Origin of the sequence: Micromonospora sp. AB353, from assembly GCF_049538395.1 — a bacterium.
Taxonomy (GTDB): domain Bacteria; phylum Actinomycetota; class Actinomycetes; order Mycobacteriales; family Micromonosporaceae; genus Micromonospora; species Micromonospora aurantiaca.
Window position 1 is genome coordinate 90,348 of the sequence record NZ_JBMVFV010000004.1, and the last position, 17,879, is coordinate 108,226.

Below are 17,879 nucleotides of genomic sequence, written 5' to 3' on the forward strand. Positions count from 1 at the left end.
TCCGATACGCCCCGGCGCGGCCCCACCGGCCGCAGGCCTCGCGCCCTGCCGCGCGTCCCGTCGCGTCCGAGTCACGACGCGCACCCGCCCGGATGTCCGGGCCACGACCGTTTATCGTCCTTCGTTCCACCACGAGGTGCTGGTGATGCAGACCGTCTTCTCCTCCGTCCTGCCCGACATGCCCGCGGTCGCCGTGATCTGGCTGGTCCTGCTCGCCGTGGCCGCGACAGTGGTCACCGCGCTGATCGTCCGCCCGTCCCGGTTCCGCTCGGAACTGATCGACCGGATCAGCGACGCCGCCCGGCCGAGCAGCATCGATCGGGCCGAGCGGGCCCGCGTACGGGACCAGGAGCAGGTCCGCTACGCCGACGAGGTGGCGGTGGCCGCGTCCCGTGCCACGGCGACCGCCGAGCGGAGCCGGGCCGAGTGGCTGACCGCCCAGGAGGAGGCCGAGGCCGCCTGGCAGGCGTACCAGACAGCCGAGGAGGACGTCCGTCGCCTGACCGCCGCCGCGGCGCTGCCGCTGCCCCGGACCGCCCGGACCCCGGCCGAGTACGCGGACCGGGAGCGCTGGCTGCACCGGGCCGCGATGGACGCCCAGTGGCGGAACGAGATCACCGTGCGGCAGCTCAGCGACATCCTCGGCGGCAACGGCTGGGACCCGAGCCGGCACCCGGTCGAGCAGGAGCTGCTGCTGCGCCGGCTGGTCCGGGACAACATGGCGGCCCGGCACCGGGCCGCCATGCAGCGGGAGCAGGCCGCCTGGCAGGCGGCCGAGCTGGCCGCGGCGGCGGCGCAGAGCCTGCGCGACGAGGCGTTCGCGGCCCTGCACCCGGTGGCCGAGCCGCAGACGGAACTCTCCATCGTCGGGTTCGCCGGACCCGAGGCCACCCGGGAACTGCCGACCGTGGTTGGCGTGGAGACCACTCGTGAGCCGGCCCCGGTGGCCCGGGGCCGGGCGGCGGTCGTGGCCTGAGAGCACCGTGGCCCGGACTCCCGGATGGATGACTTCCGAGCCGTCTGTCGGCGGCGGCTACCGGAAGTAGCGGACACCACGGAGAGCGGGAAGGCTCGGAGCTTCGACACCGCGCGGCCCGGGCCCGGCTCGGCTAGCGTGGTGGCGTGTCCCGTGAAGCCTGGGTGCTGGTCGTCCTCGCCGCCGTCCTCGCGGCGGCCATGCTGGCCGGGGCGGTACTGCTCGCCATCCGGGTGGTCCGCACCCGCCGGATGCTCGGCGCGCTCGGCGCCGGCGGCAAGGTCGCGTTCTACGGCGCGCTGATCTACACGATCCTGCCGGTGGACCTGCTGCCCGACCCGATCTACCTGGACGACATGGGCGTGCTGGCCGGCGCGCTGTTCTACCTGGGCCGGCTGGTCGCCAAGCATCGCGCCGAGCAGCGGGCCGCCGGGGAGTCCCCGGTGGCGACGTTGCCGCCAGGCGCGGCACCCCGCCGCTGAGACGTCACCGGCACGGAACGAGGAGACGACATGGCGGGACGGCATCGGCTGGATCCGAGTGACGAGCGGGTGGCCCGCTTCTTCGCGGACCGGCACCTCGCCACGCTCACCACACCGCGTGCCGACGGCACCCCGCACGTCGTACCCGTGGGGGTGACCTTCGACCCCGCCACCCGGCTGGCCCGGGTGATCACCTCCGCCGGGTCGGCCAAGGCCCGGCACGTCGCGGCGGCCGGGCCGGACGGCGTCCCGGTCGCGGTGTGCCAGGTCGACGGCCGCTGGTGGCTGACGGTGGAGGGCCGGGCGGTGCTGCGCCGCGACCCGGAGTCGGTGGCCGAGGCCGAGCGGCGGTACGCCGAGCGGTATCGCACGCCGCGCCCGAATCCGGAACGGGTGGTCATCGAGATCGCGGTGAACCGGCTCCTGGGAAGTCTCCCCGGCTGAGGCGTCTGTCCGGTTCCGCGGTGGCCCCGGTCACGGCCGGAAATGGCCTGCCGAGGCAGGGCGGTTGAACTCTCCGTACGCCGAGCGCCACTCCTGGTGCCGCGTCTCCCGTACGGAGCCGTCGACCCCCGAATGGAGCCTCGACCATGAACCCGATCATCCGTAAGTGTGTGCTGTCCGTCGCCGGCCTGGCCGCGGCCGGCGGTGCCGTGGCCGGTCCGGCCGCCGCCCACGCCGCCCCGGTCAAGGGCAAGGGTGACCGCGCCGCCGACTACGAGTACCAGGCACAGCCGAACTACTTCTACTGCGGTCCCGCCTCGACCCGGATCGCGCTGTCGGCCGAGGGCAGGGACGTGAGCCAGGACGAGCTGGCGACGAAGCTCGGCACCACCGAGAACGGCACCGACTCGGCCATCGACATCACCCGCGTGCTCAACGAGTACACGGGTGGCAAGTACAAGACCACCGAGATCCGCGACGACGTGGCCACCCGGGACCAGATCGAGCGTCTGCGCGCGGACGTCCGTACCGCTGTGGACGACGACCGCCCGGTGGTGGCGAACATCCTGGGCGGCGCCCGGGACATCGACGGGGTGGAGCACAGCTACCCCGGCCACTACGTGACTGTCGTGCGGTACGAGGGCGACGGCGACCGGGTGCTGATCGCCGACCCGGCCCGGCCGGACGAGCCGACGTACTGGATGGACGTGACCGAGCTGGCCAACTGGATCGCCGGACGCGGCTACAGCTCCTGAACCGCACGGGCCGGTCTCCCCTCTGGGAGGCCGGCCCGCCGTCGGGGTACGTCAGCGGCCGGTGTCGCCGTCGCCGGTGCGCTGCTGCGCCATGTCGACGCCCTTGTCGATCTGCGCGTCGTACTTGCCGCCGGTGCGCTTGTCCGCCGCGTCACCGGCCTTCTCGATGCCCTGGTCGACCTGCTTGTCGTGCTTGTCGGCGAAGTCCTTGGCCTTGTCCATGAAGTCGCTCATGCTCGATCTCCCTTCGATACGGTGAATGCCTTCCCGGAGGCCGGGGGCACAAACACCGGGTGGGCGGTTACGTCCCTGGTGTCGGATCGGTCCGCGTCGGGTACCAACGGCCCGGATCGAGGAGGGCGACGTGGACGACGACGCTGGCATAACCGGGCGGGCACCGACCGCCGGACCGCGGCAGACCTGGGCGGGACTTCCCTGGCCGGTACGGACGGCGGTCACCTGGAGCGCCTGCCTGCTGGTGGTGACCGCCGGGCTGTGGCTGCTCGGGCAGATCGCCGTACTGCTCGCGCCGCTGGCGGTGGCGCTGGCCGGCACGCTGTTCCTCGCCGCGCTGCTCGACCCGATCCTGGTACGGCTGCGCCGGCTGCGGGTACCGGCCGGACTCGCCGCGCTGCTGAGCATCCTGCTGCTGCTCGGCATCCTGGGCGGTGCCGGCGTCCTGGTGTGGAACCTCACCGCGAGCCAGTTCGGCGAGTTGAGCCAGCAACTCGACGAGGGGTTGCAGCGCACCCGGGACTTCGTCACGTCCAGCCTGCCGGTCACCGACCAGCAGCTCGACCGGCTCGTCGAGCAGATCCGGCAGGGCCTGAGCAGCGGCGCGCCCGACCCGGTAGCCGGTGCGCGCAAGGTCGCCGAGGTCGCGGGCGCGGTGCTGCTCGCCCTGGTGCTGCTGTTCTTCCTGCTCAAGGACGGCCGCTCGATGTGGCGCTGGGTGTTGCGCCGGCTGACCGGCCCGCGCCGGGAGCTGACCGCCGAGGCGGGACGGGCGGGCTGGCGGACGCTCGGCGCGTACAGCCGGGGCACGATGATCATCGCGGCGATCGACGCCATCGGCATCGGGCTGGCCCTGGTGGTGTTGCGTGTCCCGCTGGCTCTGCCGCTCGCTCTGATCACGTTCCTCGGCGGGTTCGTACCGATCATCGGCGCCACGGTGGCCGGTGCGGTGGCGGTGCTCGTCGCGCTCGCCGCGAACGGTCCCACCACCGCGCTGCTGACGCTGGCCGCCGTGATCGCCGTCCAGCAGATCGAGGGCAACCTGCTGGAACCACTGGTGATGCGTCGGCAGGTGCAGCTGCACCCGGCGGTCATCCTGGTGGTGGTCACGGCCGGCACGCTGGTGGCCGGGGTCGCCGGGGCGTTCGTGTCGGTGCCGATCGCGGCGGTGCTGTGGCGGGTGCTGGACACCGTGCAGCGGCACCGCGCCGCCGAGGCAGCGGGCTGACGGCGCCGGTCAGGCGGGGTGTGGCTGGCGCAGGTGCGTGGTGAACCACGTACCGGCCTGGTCGGCCACCTGCTCCAGCGTGCCGGGCTCCTCGAACAGGTGCGTCGCACCGGGCACGATCCGCAGGTCGGCGACCTCGCCCAGCGCGTCCCGGGCCTGCTCGTTGAGTGCGATCACCTGCTCGTCCAGGCCGCCGACGAGCAGCAGCGTCGGTGCGCGTACCGCGGTCAGTGAGCTGCCGGCCAGATCGGGCCGGCCGCCCCGGGACACCACAGCGCCCACCCGGTCCGGCCGGGCCGCGGCGGCGACCAGCGCGGCGGCGGCGCCGGTGCTGGCGCCGAACAGTCCGATCGGGAGCCGTCCCAGCTCCGGGTCGGCGCCCATCCAGTCGACGATCCCGGCGAGGCGCTCGGCCAGCATGCCGATGTCGAAGCGCAGTTCGGCGGTGATCTCGTCGCGGGCCTCCTCGTCGGCGGTCAGCAGGTCGACGAGCATCGTGGCAAGCCCGCGCTCGTTGAGCGCGCGCCCGACGGCCATGTTGCGCGGGCTGTGCCGCGAGCTGCCGCTCCCGTGCGCGAACAGCACCACCCCCTGCGCCTCGGCAGGCACCACGACGTCCCCCACGAGCCCGCCGTCCACCACAGGCACCGAAACCTCACGCATTACCTCACCGCCCCTCCCGCTCTCCCCCCACGCATACCCACCACCCCGACGATCATGAAGTTGACGCCCGAGAAAGCGCTCCCCCCACCGGCCAACTTCATGATCGCGCCCACCGGAAAGCCCCCGGCAAGATCCACATGATCGACGGGGAAGGCCGGCGGGGAGGCCGGCAAGGGTGCCGACGCGTGCGGGGTTGCGTTGACGTCGGCGGCAAGGTTTAGCGTCAGCCTGGCAGTGAGGGACGGGGGCGGCGGATGCGGATCGGGGAACTGGCGCAGCGGGCCGGTACGAGCACCCGCACCCTGCGCTACTACGAGGCCCACGGGCTGGTCCGGCCGAACCGGTCCGCCAACGGATACCGGGTCTACGACGAGGCGGAACTCCGCGTCGTCCGCGAGATCCGGTCCCTGCTGGCGATCGGCTTCGGCCTGGACGACATCCGCCCGTTCGTGGCCTGCCTGCGCGCCGGAAACGACTCCGGTGACGTCTGCCCCGATTCGGTGGCGGTGCTGCGGCGCAAGCTCGCCGAGGTGGACGACTACCTCGACCGGCTGGGCGACGTCCGCCGCCGGCTGCACGACCAGCTCGCCCACGCGATCGCCCAACGGGAGGAAACATGTCTCAGGACACGGGGACCGGCCGGCTGAACCCGGTCACCGACGACACCTTCGCGGCCACCGTGCTGGCCGCCGACCGGCCGGTGGTGGTGGACTTCTGGGCCGAGTGGTGCCCGCCGTGCCGGGTGGTGTCGAAGCACCTGGCCGAGCTGGCCGAGGAGTTCGGCGACGCGCTGCGCTTCGTCACCCTCAACACCGACGAGAACCCGGCCACCGCACGCGCGCACCGGATCATGTCCGCGCCGACGATGCTGGTGTTCCGGGGCGGCGAGGTGGTCGGCTCGATCGTCGGTTCCCGCCCCAAGGATCACCTGCGGCGCAGCTTCGCCCAGCACGTGGACGGCTGAGCCCGCGCCTGGACGGTTGAGCCGCCGCCGGACGGGAACGCGCCGGGTGACCACGGACCCCGACCGATCGCGAGGATCGTCATGGCGAAACAGGACAGGTCCCGGGACCAGGAACTCACCGACCAGGAACGCCGTAAGCAGGAGCTGAAGGACTCGCCGGACTGGGCCGACCGCGCCGCGACGGCGCGGACGTCCGACGATCCGCGGGCCACGGCGCCGCGCGACGCCGGCGGGCGTCCGTCGAACGGCCGCCAGTTCTGAGGTACGCGTACCGAGCGGTCCCGCCCCTCGTGGCGGGGCCGCTCAGTCCGTGCGTTCCGGCAGGTGCATCAGCGGCGCGCGGCCCTGCGGCTGCTCCGGCTGCGGCCCGCTCGGGTGGGCCGGTGGCGGCACCGCCACGGTGACCGGCCGCGCGGAGGTGACCCGCAGCGGCTCACCGTGGTGCCGCAGCTCGACGACGGTGTCCGGCCCGCCGTTGCGCAGCGAGTACGTCGTCTGGTGCGGCCGGACGTCAACGCGCAGCCGCATCCCGTGCCATTGGAGCGAGAACTCCAGGCGGCTGAGGCGGCTGGAGAGCCGGGGCGCGAAGGAGAGCATCCCGTCGTGGTCCCGCAGCCCGCCGAACCCGGCGACGAGCGCGATCCAGGCGCCTGCGAGTGACGCCATGTGCACGCCGTCGCGGGTGTTCTCGTTGAGGTCGTGCAGGTCCATCAGCGCGGCCTCGCGCATGTAGCGGTGGGCCAGTTCGAGGTAGCCGACCTCGGCCGCCAGCACCGCCTGGGTGCAGGCGCTCAGCGACGAGTCGCGTACGGTGCGCCGCTCGTAGTAGACGAAGTTGCGGAGTTTCTCGGCGGCGCTGAACGCGTCGCCCCGCCAGTGCATGGCGAGCACCAGGTCGGCCTGCTTGACGACCTGCTTGCGGTAGAGGTCGAAGTACGGGTAGTGCAGCAGCAGCGGGTACTTCTCCGGCGGCGTGTGCTCGAAGTCCCACTCCTGGAAGCGGGTGAATCCCTCCACCTGCTCGTGCACGTCGGTCTCCGCGTCGTACGGCACGTGCATGTCGTTTGCCGCGTCCCGCCAGGCGGCGGCTTCCTCCTCGGTGACGCCGAGGTCGAGCGCCTGGTCCCGGTAGCGCATCGCGCAGTCCGCTGCGGTACGCAGGTTCCGCTGGGCCATCAGGTTGGTGTAGACGTTGTCGTTCTTCACCGCCGTGTACTCGTCCGGGCCGGTGACGCCGTCGATGTGGAACCGTCCGGCGCGGTCGTGGTGGCCGAGCGAGCGCCACAGCCGGGCGGTCTCGACGAGCAGTTCCAGCCCGATCTCCCGTTCCAGCGCCTCGTCGCCGGTGACGAGCACGTAGCGGCGCAGCGCGTCGGCGACGTCGGCGGCGATGTGGAACGCGGCGGTGCCGGCGGGCCAGTACGCCGACGACTCCGGCCCTTCGATGGTGCGCCACGGGAAGGCGGCACCTTCGAGGTTCAGCGTGCGGGCGCGTTCCTGGGCCTGGGCCATCGTGTCGTACCGCCACTGCAACGCGTCGCGCACCGCGCTGGGCTGCGTGTAGGTGAGCACCGGCAGCACGAACATCTCGGTGTCCCAGAACGCGTGGCCGTCGTACCCCGGGCCGGTGAGGCCCTTGGCCGAGATCGGCCGCCGTTCCGCGCGGGCGCCGGCCTGGAGGACGTGGAAGAGGCCGAAGCGGACGGCCTGCTGCACCTCGGGGTCGCCCTCGACGCGCACGTCGGCGGCGTCCCAGAACGCGTCCAGGTATTCGCGCTGGGCCCGGCGCAGGCCGTCCCAGCCGTCGAGCCGGGCCGCGGCGAGCGCCGCGCCGACCTGGTCGCGTAGCGCCGGCAGGGACCGGCGGCTGGACCAGCCGTACGTGAGGTACTTGACCACGCGGAGCGTCTGGCCGGGCTTGAGCACGCAGCCGATGGTGGTGCGGACCCAGTCCTCGTACCCCTCGCTCTCGATCGTGGTGCGTTCGGGCCCTTCGACGTCGTGGCCCATCGCGGCGGCGACCCGCAGGCCGCTGACCTTGGTGCGGTGGATGAGCTGGCCGCCGTCGTCGGTGGTCAGCTCCTCCTCGGCCTGCAACGGCGACTCGAGGACGGCGGCGACCCGGGGGTCGCGGCTCTGCGGCGGCAGCGACTCGTTGGCGACCAGCTCGGACTGGAGGATCAGCCGCAGCGGCCCGTCGACCGGCTCGACCTCGTAGTGGATGGCCGCCACCGAGCGCTGCGTGAACGACACGAGGCGGGTGGTGCGGACCTTGACCTCGCGGCCGGCCGGGGAGCGCCAGTGCAGGTCCCGCTGGAGCGTGCCGGCGCGCATGTCGAGGACCCGTTCGTGGGCGAGGAGTTCGCCGTAGCGCACGTCGAGCGGCTCGTCGTCGACGAGCAGCCGGATCAGTTTGCCGTTCGTGACGTTGACGATGGTCTGCCCGGATTCGGGGAACCCGAAGCCGGCTTCCGCGTACGGCAGCGGGCGCAGTTCGTAGAACGAGTTCAGGTAGGTGCCGGGCAGTCCGTGGGGCTCGCCCTCGTCGAGGTTGCCGCGCAGCCCGATGTGCCCGTTGGACAGCGCGAACACCGACTCGGACTGGGCCAGTACGTCCATGTCGAGCTGCATCTCCCGGACGTGCCAGGGCTCGACCGGGTACGCCCGTTCCCGGATCACGCGGCCGGCTCCGCCGCGAGCAGGTCGGCGAGGTCGGTGACCACCACGTCGGCGCCGTGTGCCAGCAGTTCGTCGGCCTGGCCGACCCGGTCGACGCCCACCACGTACCCGAATCCGCCGGCCCGACCGGCGGCGACGCCGGCGAGGGCGTCCTCGAAGACGGCGGCCTGCGACGGTTCGACGCCGAGCAGCCGGGCGCCTTCCAGGAACGTGTCCGGGGCCGGTTTGCCGCGCAGCCCGTTCGCGCGGGCGACCACGCCGTCCACCCGTGCCTCCAGCCAGCGGTCCAGTCCGGCGGCGTGCACCACGGCGGCGCAGTTGGCGCTGGCCGAGACGACAGCGCGGCGTAGTCCGGCCGTGGTGGCCGCCTCCAGGTAGCGCACCGAACCCTCGTACACCTCGACGCCGTGCTGCTCGATCTGCTGGAGCAGGACGACGTTCTTGCGGTTGCCGAGGCCGTTGACGGTGTCCGCCTCGGGCGGGTCGTCCGGCGATCCCTCGGGCAGCGTGATGCCGCGCGAGGCCAGGAATGTGCGCACCCCGTCGGCGCGCGGTCTGCCGTCCACGTACCGGTTGTAGTCCGGTCCGGTGTCGAACGGGTGGAACGGCTCGCCGGTTTCCGCGGACCGTCGCCGCAGATACGCGTCGAACGTCTCCGCCCAGGCGGCGTTGTGCACCTTGGCGGTCTGCGTCAGCACACCGTCCAGATCGAAGAGACACGCGCTCACGTGCGCGGGGAGGCCCAGCATCGCTTGAATCTATCCAGCGCTCGCTGCGGGCAAACCCCGTTCGGGGCTCAGCGGTTCGGGCGGAGCGTCCAGATCACGGTGAGAGCCGAGGTGACGGTGCCGTCCTCGGTGCCGATCTCCACCTCGACGGGGAACTCGGGCCGCGTCCCCGCGTCCAGCTCGGCCAGCACGTCGGCGGGCGGACGCCCGAGCCGGGCGGTCGCCTGCACCGGCCCCACCGCCACCTTGAGGTAGCGGATGGTCGCGGTCACGGCCAGGGGTACGGCCCGGTCGAGCACCTGCCCGAACGCGGCCAGCACCACCGCGCCCGAGGCGGTCTCCCCCAGCGTGAACATGGCCCCGGCGTGCGGGCCGCCCACGTGGTTGTGGTGCGCCGGGTCGTCGGGGAGCCGGACTACGGCCCGGACCCCGCCCTCGGCCTCGGGCGCCACCTCGACGAACTCGATTCCGAGCGTGCGGGCGAACGGCACGGCTTCGAGGAGACCGGCCGCTACCTGGCGAGAGTCGATACTCATGCCCGAACGCTACTCGCCAGTAACTTCCCCGGCAAGACGATGAGCCCGGCGTCCCGATGTCTCCAGCAAAGTGACATCCCGTGCCGAAATCTCCCTGCCCTGTCTCTTAATAAGAGACATTGGGACACGAGACGATCACTTCATCCCGCCACAGCCGTACCACCCTCCCAAATATCAAGATTTACGCTCCGGATACTGAGCCCGGAGTAGATCTTGGTACGAAAGTGCCCCCAGAGGGGCCTTTTCCTACCAAGATCTACGGTGCGGAGACCGGCACGTCTGCGGCATCATCGGCGCGTGTCTGAGCGCCGAACGATCCTGTTGGTCGACGACCTGCGTTCGTTCGTGGATGGCCGCAGAGCTGCGATCGCCCGGACGAGTGCCGCTGGCGCCGAGCTTCTTGAGCGGCACCGGGACGGACACATAGACGAGCTGTGGCTGGATCACGACATGGGCGGCGACGACACGGTCTGGCCGGTCGTGGAGATCTTGGAACGGGCCGCGTTCGAGAACCGCCCCTTCGACATCGGCGTCGTTCACGTCCATTCATCCAACCCGGGTGGCGCCGCAAAGATCGCACAGGTCCTACGACGCTGGGGCTACCGCGTCTGCATCGCGTCGGGCTCCACGGAGCTCGGCTACCTCGATACGCCCTGAGCGGGCCGCGTCATGCCGTAGCCCATGGCGGGGATGATCTCGCCCAGTTCCCGCTCGACGTACGCGCGGGTGCCGGCGTCGAACTGGTCGTCGCGGTGCGCGAGCTTGTCCGCCTGGAACGTCGACGCGGTGACGGCGTCCTCGACGCCCAGCCGTTCGAACAGGGCCCGCCGCTGCCCGGGCCAGTCGGCCGCCAGATCCTCAGTCTTCACCTCGACGTACCGACGGCCCGTCAGGTCGGCCGCGTTCTTCCAGGCCAGCCAGCGATCGTAGACCGGCAGCAGGTAGGCGAGCGCACCGTCGACTGTGGATGGGGCCCACGGCTGGGCCAGGTGGGAGGCGAGCACCGAGAGCGGGTGACGCTTGATGTGCACGATCGTCGCCTCGGGCACCAGTTCCCAGAGGAAGTCCAGGTAGAAGAGGTTGAACGGCGTCTTCTCGCACCAGGTCGGCTTGCCCGCGTCGGCCGCCGCGCCGCCGAAGAGGGCGTCGACCAGGCCCCGCAGGACGCCGATCAGTTCGCTCCGGTCACGGAAGTACCTCGGGACGACCCGCCGTCGGCTGGCCGGCCCGAACGGCCCGGCGGGCCGGTCGCCGTCGCCGAAGCCCTCCGCGGGCGCGGGCTCTTCGAAGGCGTACGCGATGACCTGCGGCCAGAGCCGGTGTACGGCGTCCCGGTACCGACCCACGCCGACCAGCTCGGGCACGGTCTTGCCACGGTCGTCACGCCGCCCGGGTACGCGTACGGTGAGGAAGTCGCTCAGCCGGTGCAGCGCGTCCTCACCGACGATGGGGTCGTACCTGTCGGTGAGCGCGTCGGCCAGGTCCCGCAGACCGCCCGGTTCGACGAGGAACTTGGTCTCCATCGGGATCCGGTGGATCAGCGGATGCTGGCCGATGACGTCGGCGATCCGCGACGTGCCCGAACGGCCAGTGCCCGCGACGAAGACCGGTGAGGGGGACGGCATGGACGGCAGTCAAACTCCCGGCCCGGCGCAGGGGCAATCCAATTATCCCCGCCGGGATCAGCTGATCGGCCTCCTGGCCGACGCGGTCGGGTCCGTCACAGTGGCGCACCCGACGCGGGTCGCCGTCGACGGGCCGCCCGCCGCCGGCAAGACCACGCTCGCCGACGAGCTGGCCGCCGTCCTGCGCGCCCGCGGCCGGTACGTCATCCGGGCGACGGTCGACGACTTTCTCTTCCCCCGGGCACGGCGCTACCGACGGGGTGTGTTCTCGGCCGAGGGCTGCTACGTCGACACCCACGACCACGGGACGCTCAAGCGGGTGCTGCTCGATCCGCTCGGTCCGGGCGGCGACCGGCGCTTCCGGCACACGGTCTACGACCACGCCACCGACGAGGTGCTGTCCCCGCCGCTCACCACCGCTCCCGCCGACGCCGTGCTGGTGTTCGACGGCGTCTTCCTCCTGCGCCCGGAACTGCTCGACCGGTGGGAGCTGCGGGTGCTCGTGTCGACCGCGCTGGACCGTACCGTGGAGCGTGCGGTGGTCCGGGAGAGCCGCGTGTCGACGACAGCCGACGTGGAACGGCGCTGGCGGGAGCGTTACCTGCCCGCCCAGCGGCTCTACTTCGCCACGGCCCGCCCGGCCGAGCACGCCCACGTCGTCGTGCACAACGACGATCCCCGGCAGCCGATCTGGGAGACCCGGACACAACCGGATGGCAGGCTGGCGACCATGGACAGGAATCGGGTGGCCGCCTGGATCGCAGCGTACGAGCAGGCGTGGCGCACACCGGGAACGGCGGCGCTCGGCACGATGTTCACGGCCGACGCGAGCTACCAGCAGGGGCCGTACCGGGATCCGGTCGTCGGCCTGCCCGCCATCACCCGCATGTGGGACGGCGAGCGCGACGGGCCCGACGAGGTCTTCGAGATGACATCGGAGGTCGTCGCGGTCGACGGCGACACCGCTGTGGCCCGGGTACAGGTGCGGTACGGCGACCCCGTCCACCAGGAGTGGCGCGATCTCTGGATCATGCGGTTCGCCGAGGACGGCCGGTGCCTGTCGTTCGAGGAGTGGCCGTTCGCGCCGGAGAAGCGGGCCACCGCCGGGTGACGCCGGGCGCCGTGCCTAAGCCCGTTTGGTGTACGCGACGAACGCCGCCCAACTCGACGGCGTGAACGTCAGCGCGGGCCCCTGCCGGTCCTTGCTGTCCCGCACCCCCACCACACCGGGCAGATTGTCCGCCACCTCGACGCAGTCGCCACCATTGCCGCTGCTGCGGGTGCTCTTGCGCCAGATCGCGCCGGTCAACTCCATCGCTTCGCCGCCTCCGAAATCGCCGCCAGGGTCGCCCCGTGCGGCATCGCCTCCGCGCGGATGGACTCCCACGTCTGCCGCAGTGAGTTCACGTCCACCGTGCGCTCCACGATTGTGCCGTGCAACTGGTTGTCCAGGTAGCCCAGGTCGTCGCCGTCGGCCGGGGTCGCGAGCACGAAGGCGCCGTTGACCCCGGGATAGGCCCCGACCGTCTCCGGCACCAGATGCAGGTGCACCCTCGGCCGCCGCGCCATCTCGATCAGGTGCTCCAACTGCTCCCGCATCACCTTCGGCCCGCCGACCGGGCGAGCCAGCACCGCGTGGTCGAGCACCACCACGAACTGCGGCGGCGTCGGGCCGTCCAGCACCGCCTGCCGGGCCAGCCGGGCGGCCACCTGCTGTTCGACAGCCTCGCCGACGAACTGCGCCGCCCCTTCGTACAGTGCGCGGGCGTACCCCTCGGTCTGCAACAGGCCGGGAACCACCAGCGGTTGGAAGCTGCGCAACGCCGTCGCTTCCTGCTCGATGCTCACCCACTCGCGGAACCACGGCATCAGCGCCTCCTGCATCAGCGCATCACGGATGCGCACCAGCAGGCCGCCGCCGTTCAACACCTCGTCGCAGCGCTCGGTGAACTCGGCGCGCGGCGCCCGGCGGCACTGCTCGACGGCCGCGACCAGCGACGCCGAATAGCTCACCCGCTCGCCCAGCGCCTCCTGGGTCAGACCGGCATCGGTACGTAACCGGCGCAGCTCACCGGCGAACAGTTCCCACAACGGCACACGGATCATCTGCACACCTCTGCACACGGCTGCACACGGAAATCGGCCGGTCGGACGGCCGGGAAGGTGGGGGTGGAACGCCTTCCGACCCTAGCGGCGCGGTGACGAGACTGTCACGCAGTGGAGCTGAATTCGTCCGGTTCCCGCTACCGAGAGGAGTTGCGCCGTGCGACTGCGCTGGTTCCGCTGCCGGGGTGTGTCGGCACCGACACTGCCCCACCGGGTACGGGGCGACAACCTGCCGGAGTGGATGCGGCAGCCGACGCGTCCACTGCCGACGATGGGCCCCGGCCGGGTCGGCAACCTCACCCCGGCCCAGCAGTGGCGGGCGAACGGCGGTCGCTGGTCCGTACCGGAGCAGCGCGGAGGCGACGCCGACAACCGGCGAGACGGCCACCACGAGGAGCGCCGGTGATCAGCCACCAGCTCGGGCAGCCGCCGGACGGGCCCACGCCGGATCGCCCCCGGCCGTACCCGTTGCACGCCACCCCGCACACGCCGCTGCGTCCGATGTGGTGTTGCCGGGCCTGCGGCCAGCCGTGGCCGTGCCCGATGGCCCGCCTGCTGCTGCGCAGCGAGTACGAGGACAACCGGATCGGCTTGTCCATCTACCTGTGCGGGCTGCTGTACGAGGCCACGCGCGACCTCTACCGGCTGAACCCGAACGACGCGCCGGCCCCGGCCGACATGTTCGCTCGCTTCGTCGGCTGGGGCCCGTACCGCCGTCACCCGCCCATCCCTCCGGGCGGTGACTGTTAATAAGGGGCCCTTCCTCTACCGGAGGCGTTAATAGGGTGCCCTTCCTTTCACCGCCAGCCGACGTCGATGCGGTCGCCTCGCTCGTCGAAGAAGTGCAGCGCGTCCATCCGTACCTGCACGGCGAGCGGGTGCCCGGGCGACACCTGCGGGTACGGCGCGAGCCGTACCGCCAGTTCCGCCGGACGACGGTGGTGGCGGCCCGGGTCGGGCAGCACGCTCGTCCGGTTGCCGCCGCCTCCGCCCGCCTCCAGGGCCGGGGCCGACGACTCCGTCGCGCGGCCGGTGAGCCGCTGCATCACCTGGTTGAACCGGCGCAGGCCGCGCTGGCCCGGTGCGGCCTGCTCGACCGGCGTGCCCATCTCGTCCACCACGATCGCGGTCGCGCCGATGTCGAGGAACGCGAGCGACTCGTGACCGTGGTGCTCCAGGTAGCGGATACGCCCGTGCAGCACGTCACCGGCGGTGTCCGGGGCGACCGGGGTGAGCGCCTCGGCGCGCATGCCGACCACGATCCGCTCGCCGTGGTAGTGCGCCACCGCCCGGCTGCGGATGTCGTCCCAGGGCAGGTAGAGCGACTGCTCACCGAGGTTCAGCGCGACGTACCGGTCGAGGTGGACGTAGACCGACGCCTCCAGCAGGTTCATCCGGGGGCTGCCCAGGAACGCGGCGACGTAGAGCGTCGCGGGCCGGCCGTACACCTGGGTGGGGGTGCCCACGTCCTGGAGCACGCCCTTGCGCATGATGGCGACCCGGTCGGCCATGGTCAGCGCCTCGGCCTGGTCGTGGGTCACGTAGATGGTGGTGACGCCCAGTTCGCGGGTGAGGCCGGAGATCTCCGCCCGCAGCTCGGCGCGCAGCCCGCTGTCCAGGTTAGACAGTGGCTCGTCCATCAGGAACAGGCCGGGCCGGCGCACTATCGCCCGCCCCATGGCGACCCGCTGCCGCTGGCCGCCGGAGAGCTGGCTGGGCTTGCGCCCGAGCACGTCGCCGATGCCGAGCGCGCTCGCCACGTCCTGGATCCGCTCGCCGCGCGGGCCGGGCTCGACGCCGCTCAGGCGCAGCGGGAAGCCGATGTTGTCGCCCACAGTCATGTGCGGATAGAGCGCGAAGTCCTGGAAGACCATGGCGATCTTCCGGTCGCGCGGTGGCAGGTCGTTCGCCAGCTCACCGCCGAGCATGATGGCACCGGAGGACGGATCCTCCAGCCCGGCCACCATGCGCAGCACTGTCGATTTCCCGCATCCCGACGGGCCGAGCAGCACCATGAACTCGCCGTCGTTGACGTCCAGATTGATGGTGTCGACCGCGACTGTTCCGTCCGGGAACACCTTGGTGACATCCTTGAGCGCGACGGTCGCCACCGCCACCTCCCCAGTTACTCGCCCCAAACCCGGGAATGACTGTGACCAGGATCATCTGATTCGCACATCGGGTAAACGTGCGATGTTCGGCTCGTGACAGTCCTATTAAGCGGTATTCGCCGGGCTCCACGGTTAAGTGACCTGCCGGTAACCACTTTTACGGCGTTTCGCCGAGGAACACGCGGCGTACCACGCGCTCGGCGGCGTGCCCGTCGTCGAGCGCGCAGAACCGCGACCGGAACGCCGCCCGGGCCGACTCGGCCGCCTCGTCGTCGACCGCGCCGGAACGGAACACGTCGAGCAGCCCGGGGAAGTCCAGCGCGACGGTGCCCGGCGGCTCGGCGAGCAGGTCGAAGTAGACGCCCCGGGCCACCCGGTAGGCGTCCCAGTCCGGCGCGTAGACCACTATCGGCCGGTCCAGCACGGCATAGTCGAACATCGCCGAGGAATAGTCGGTGACCAGCACGTCCGCCGCCACGTAGAGGTTCTCCACCCGCTCGTACGCGCTCACGTCCAGCACGCCGCCCGCCGCCGGTCCCCGAGGGTGCCGCTCCCGGTCGTGGAAGTAGTGGCTGCGCATCAGCAGGCGGCCCCGGGGGCCGAGCACGTCGAGCATCCGGTCCGGGTCGAACGGTGGCCGCCACCCGGGCAGGTGCTCGCGGTGCGTCGGTGCGTAGAGCACCACGTACTCGTCGGGTGCGATGCCCAGCGCGGCGCGGACCTGGCCACGGTCCTCGGCGGTGGCCAGCGCCAGCCGGTCGTTTCGCGGGTAGCCGACCTCGAGCGTGGTGTAGTCCGCCGGGTACGCCCGCTCCCACATCTGCGTGGAGAAGCTGTTCGAGGTGATGCTGTAGTCCCAGCGGTCCACCCGGCGCAGCAGGCCGGCGAAGTTCATCCCCATCGCGCCCACCGGGTAGCGCTGCTGGTCCAGGCCCATCACCTTCACCGGCGTGCCGTGGTGGGTCTGCACGTGCACCGAGCCGGGCCGCTTACGGACGAAGTCGGGGAAGTTGACGTTGTTGACCAGCCAGCGGGCGCGGGCCAGCACGCGGTGGTACTCCCGGGTGCCGGCCACCACGTACTCGACGCCTGGCGGCAACGTGGCCACCCGGTCCCGGCGGACGATCCACACGCCACGCACCTGCGGCGCGAGCCGGCGGGCCGCCTCGTAGATCGCCGCCGGGTTGCACGAGTAGCCCCGGTACCAGTAGGCCGCGTACACGGCGAGCGTCGGGTCGATCGGCCGGTGCAGCTCGGCCCGGTAGTACTCGCCCAGCGCCAGGTCACGCGCCCGCCGGGCGGTACGCCGCACCACCGGCGTGACCCGTCGCCGGGCCCGGCGCGCGGTACGCCGGGCCGTCTCCCCCGCCTGGTGCGCCTCGCGCAACGCGCTGAACGTCCGCCAACGCCCGGCCGCCACCAGCCGGTGCTTGAGCCCTTCCGGGCCGGGCGGGACCGGGTAGCCCTCGGGCGGCAGGAACCGCACGTAGTCGGCGTGCATCTGGGCGAAGAACGGCGCCCGCAGTTCGGGTGCGATCCGGTCGCCGTTGCCGAGCACCGTCAGGTAGTGCCAGATCATCCGCTCGAAGACGGCCGGTCGCAGCCCGGTCACGTGCCAGCGGTCCATCAGCCCGAACACCCGGTGCCACTGGGCGAAGACCTCGAAGTGCCGGTCCCCCCGGGTCTTCGTGATCGCGCCGGTGCGGCGCTGCCGGTAGTTCAGGCAGATCCGGTCGAGTACGCCGATCCGCCCGGCCGCCATCAGCGCCGGATAGCTGAACGACACGTCCTCGTACCAGCCCGGCTCGAAGCGCAGCCCGCGTTCGATCAGGAACTCCCGGCGTACCACCCGGTTCCACGCGGTGTGCAGCAGCTTCAGCGTCTCCGGCCGGTCCCGCAGCGGGAACGTCGTCGCGCCGGGCGGGTCGGGGAACACGTCGCGCATCGCGCTGCGGGTGCCGATGTTGTTCCAGTGCGCCCGGACGTGGTCGACGATCAGCACGTCCGGCGCGGTGTCGCGGAGCCGGTCCGCGACGTGCGGCAGGCAGCCGGGCACCAGCCAGTCGTCCCCGTCGACGAACCACACGTACTCGCCGACGGCCCGGTCCAGCCCGATGTTGCGGGCCGGACCGAGCCCGACGTTCTCGGCGAGGCGCACCGGGCGGACCCGGGGGTCGCGCAGCGCGTACTCGGCCAGGATCTCGCCGCTGTCGTCCGGTGAGGCGTCGTCGACGCCGATCACCTCGATGTCGCCGAACGGCTGACCGAGGATCGAGTCGAGACATTCCCGCAGGTAACCCTGCACCTTGAAGGCCGGCACGACGAAGCTGATCAAGGTCACCCCGGCC

At 71.8% G+C, this 17,879-nt stretch carries 22 protein-coding genes and 1 pseudogene; 13 read left to right on the forward strand and 10 right to left on the reverse strand.

Annotated features, from left to right (window positions below):
- The first annotated feature begins 145 nt into the window (after positions 1-145).
- The 4 genes from ACPCK6_RS03330 (at position 146) to ACPCK6_RS03345 (ending at position 2,657) form a co-directional block, all read left to right on the forward strand.
- The gene (locus ACPCK6_RS03330) at positions 146-976 is read left to right on the forward strand and encodes a hypothetical protein (protein ID WP_396882124.1); all 831 of its coding nucleotides are present in this window, start codon (positions 146-148) and stop codon (positions 974-976) included.
- A gap of 146 nt (positions 977-1,122) precedes the next feature.
- Entirely contained in the window at positions 1,123-1,458 is a 336-nt protein-coding gene (locus ACPCK6_RS03335; protein ID WP_013283759.1) for a YkvA family protein, read from the forward strand.
- A gap of 30 nt (positions 1,459-1,488) precedes the next feature.
- Positions 1,489-1,902, forward strand: coding sequence for a pyridoxamine 5'-phosphate oxidase family protein (locus tag ACPCK6_RS03340; RefSeq protein WP_423480306.1), 414 nt, complete (start codon positions 1,489-1,491; stop codon positions 1,900-1,902).
- 146 nt (positions 1,903-2,048) lie between these two features.
- Complete coding sequence (locus ACPCK6_RS03345) at positions 2,049-2,657, forward strand: C39 family peptidase (RefSeq protein ID WP_396882122.1); 609 nt, start codon at positions 2,049-2,051, stop codon at positions 2,655-2,657.
- A 51-nt stretch (positions 2,658-2,708) separates the two neighbouring features.
- Here ACPCK6_RS03345 and ACPCK6_RS03350 read toward each other — a convergent pair whose 3' ends face one another.
- Entirely contained in the window at positions 2,709-2,891 is a 183-nt protein-coding gene (locus tag ACPCK6_RS03350) for an antitoxin (protein WP_396882121.1), read from the reverse strand.
- 130 nt (positions 2,892-3,021) lie between these two features.
- Here ACPCK6_RS03350 and ACPCK6_RS03355 point away from each other — a divergent pair, with 130 nt between their 5' ends.
- Positions 3,022-4,119, forward strand: coding sequence for an AI-2E family transporter (locus ACPCK6_RS03355; RefSeq protein WP_423480307.1), 1,098 nt, complete (start codon positions 3,022-3,024; stop codon positions 4,117-4,119).
- A 9-nt stretch (positions 4,120-4,128) separates the two neighbouring features.
- Here the strand turns inward: ACPCK6_RS03355 and ACPCK6_RS03360 are convergent, their stop codons facing one another.
- Positions 4,129-4,782 (reverse strand): dienelactone hydrolase family protein, encoded by a 654-nt coding sequence (locus ACPCK6_RS03360; RefSeq protein ID WP_423480308.1) that lies wholly within the window; start codon positions 4,780-4,782, stop codon positions 4,129-4,131.
- 254 nt (positions 4,783-5,036) lie between these two features.
- Between ACPCK6_RS03360 and ACPCK6_RS03365 the strand changes: the two genes are divergently transcribed.
- The 3 genes from ACPCK6_RS03365 to ACPCK6_RS03375 all read left to right on the forward strand — a co-directional run bounded on the left by ACPCK6_RS03365 (position 5,037) and on the right by ACPCK6_RS03375 (position 6,007).
- Positions 5,037-5,429, forward strand: a complete 393-nt coding sequence (locus ACPCK6_RS03365) for a MerR family transcriptional regulator (RefSeq protein ID WP_013283752.1) — start codon at positions 5,037-5,039, stop codon at positions 5,427-5,429.
- Positions 5,399-5,746, forward strand: a complete 348-nt coding sequence (gene trxA, locus ACPCK6_RS03370; RefSeq protein WP_281600360.1) for a thioredoxin — start codon at positions 5,399-5,401, stop codon at positions 5,744-5,746. Before ACPCK6_RS03365 ends, trxA begins: the two co-directional genes overlap by 31 nt.
- A gap of 81 nt (positions 5,747-5,827) precedes the next feature.
- Positions 5,828-6,007 (forward strand): hypothetical protein, encoded by a 180-nt coding sequence (locus ACPCK6_RS03375; protein WP_269702644.1) that lies wholly within the window; start codon positions 5,828-5,830, stop codon positions 6,005-6,007.
- Between the two features lie 42 nt (positions 6,008-6,049).
- Here the strand turns inward: ACPCK6_RS03375 and ACPCK6_RS03380 are convergent, their stop codons facing one another.
- The 3 genes from ACPCK6_RS03380 to ACPCK6_RS03390 are packed head-to-tail and all read right to left on the reverse strand — an operon-like array spanning position 6,050 to position 9,689.
- Positions 6,050-8,425, reverse strand: a complete 2,376-nt coding sequence (locus ACPCK6_RS03380) for a glycoside hydrolase family 65 protein (RefSeq protein WP_396882118.1) — start codon at positions 8,423-8,425, stop codon at positions 6,050-6,052.
- Positions 8,422-9,174: an HAD family hydrolase gene (locus tag ACPCK6_RS03385; RefSeq protein ID WP_423480309.1), complete on the reverse strand. Its 753-nt coding sequence runs from the start codon at positions 9,172-9,174 to the stop codon at positions 8,422-8,424. Before ACPCK6_RS03385 ends, ACPCK6_RS03380 begins: the two co-directional genes overlap by 4 nt.
- Positions 9,175-9,221: 47 nt before the next feature.
- The gene (locus ACPCK6_RS03390) at positions 9,222-9,689 is read right to left on the reverse strand and encodes a DUF4442 domain-containing protein (protein ID WP_396882116.1); all 468 of its coding nucleotides are present in this window, start codon (positions 9,687-9,689) and stop codon (positions 9,222-9,224) included.
- Between the two features lie 297 nt (positions 9,690-9,986).
- Between ACPCK6_RS03390 and ACPCK6_RS03395 the strand changes: the two genes are divergently transcribed.
- A complete protein-coding gene (locus tag ACPCK6_RS03395; RefSeq protein ID WP_396882115.1) occupies positions 9,987-10,346 on the forward strand; it encodes a cyclic-phosphate processing receiver domain-containing protein in 360 nt (119 codons plus the stop codon).
- On the opposite strand, the gene ACPCK6_RS03400 is transcribed toward ACPCK6_RS03395, so the two are convergent.
- Positions 10,328-11,314 (reverse strand): sulfotransferase family protein, encoded by a 987-nt coding sequence (locus ACPCK6_RS03400; protein ID WP_423480310.1) that lies wholly within the window; start codon positions 11,312-11,314, stop codon positions 10,328-10,330. The two genes, ACPCK6_RS03395 and ACPCK6_RS03400, sit on opposite strands and share 19 nt — an antisense overlap.
- Here ACPCK6_RS03400 and ACPCK6_RS03405 point away from each other — a divergent pair.
- Positions 11,313-12,017, forward strand: a pseudogene (locus tag ACPCK6_RS03405) (nucleoside/nucleotide kinase family protein); the annotation flags it as partial. The gene ACPCK6_RS03400 and the pseudogene ACPCK6_RS03405 overlap by 2 nt on opposite strands.
- A gap of 27 nt (positions 12,018-12,044) precedes the next feature.
- Positions 12,045-12,425: a YybH family protein gene (locus ACPCK6_RS03410; protein WP_423480340.1), complete on the forward strand. Its 381-nt coding sequence runs from the start codon at positions 12,045-12,047 to the stop codon at positions 12,423-12,425.
- A gap of 15 nt (positions 12,426-12,440) precedes the next feature.
- Here the strand turns inward: ACPCK6_RS03410 and ACPCK6_RS03415 are convergent, their stop codons facing one another.
- On the reverse strand, positions 12,441-12,629 hold the full coding sequence (locus tag ACPCK6_RS03415; protein ID WP_400325068.1) for a DUF397 domain-containing protein: 189 nt from the start codon (positions 12,627-12,629) through the stop codon (positions 12,441-12,443).
- Entirely contained in the window at positions 12,620-13,420 is an 801-nt protein-coding gene (locus tag ACPCK6_RS03420) for a helix-turn-helix domain-containing protein (RefSeq protein WP_366618298.1), read from the reverse strand. The genes ACPCK6_RS03415 and ACPCK6_RS03420 overlap by 10 nt, the downstream gene beginning before the upstream one ends.
- 157 nt (positions 13,421-13,577) lie before the next feature.
- On the opposite strand from ACPCK6_RS03420, the gene ACPCK6_RS03425 reads away from it, so the two are divergent.
- Both ACPCK6_RS03425 and ACPCK6_RS03430 read left to right on the forward strand, forming a co-directional pair.
- Complete coding sequence (locus ACPCK6_RS03425; protein ID WP_423480311.1) at positions 13,578-13,826, forward strand: hypothetical protein; 249 nt, start codon at positions 13,578-13,580, stop codon at positions 13,824-13,826.
- Positions 13,823-14,170 (forward strand): hypothetical protein, encoded by a 348-nt coding sequence (locus ACPCK6_RS03430; protein WP_423480312.1) that lies wholly within the window; start codon positions 13,823-13,825, stop codon positions 14,168-14,170. Before ACPCK6_RS03425 ends, ACPCK6_RS03430 begins: the two co-directional genes overlap by 4 nt.
- Before the next feature lie 47 nt (positions 14,171-14,217).
- Here the strand turns inward: ACPCK6_RS03430 and ACPCK6_RS03435 are convergent, their stop codons facing one another.
- Together ACPCK6_RS03435 and ACPCK6_RS03440 are read right to left on the reverse strand one after the other, a co-directional pair.
- Positions 14,218-15,531: an ABC transporter ATP-binding protein gene (locus tag ACPCK6_RS03435; RefSeq protein ID WP_423480313.1), complete on the reverse strand. Its 1,314-nt coding sequence runs from the start codon at positions 15,529-15,531 to the stop codon at positions 14,218-14,220.
- Positions 15,532-15,688: 157 nt separating this feature from the next.
- On the reverse strand, positions 15,689-17,872 hold the full coding sequence (locus ACPCK6_RS03440; RefSeq protein ID WP_423480314.1) for a bifunctional glycosyltransferase/CDP-glycerol:glycerophosphate glycerophosphotransferase: 2,184 nt from the start codon (positions 17,870-17,872) through the stop codon (positions 15,689-15,691).
- Positions 17,873-17,879 lie beyond the last annotated feature (7 nt).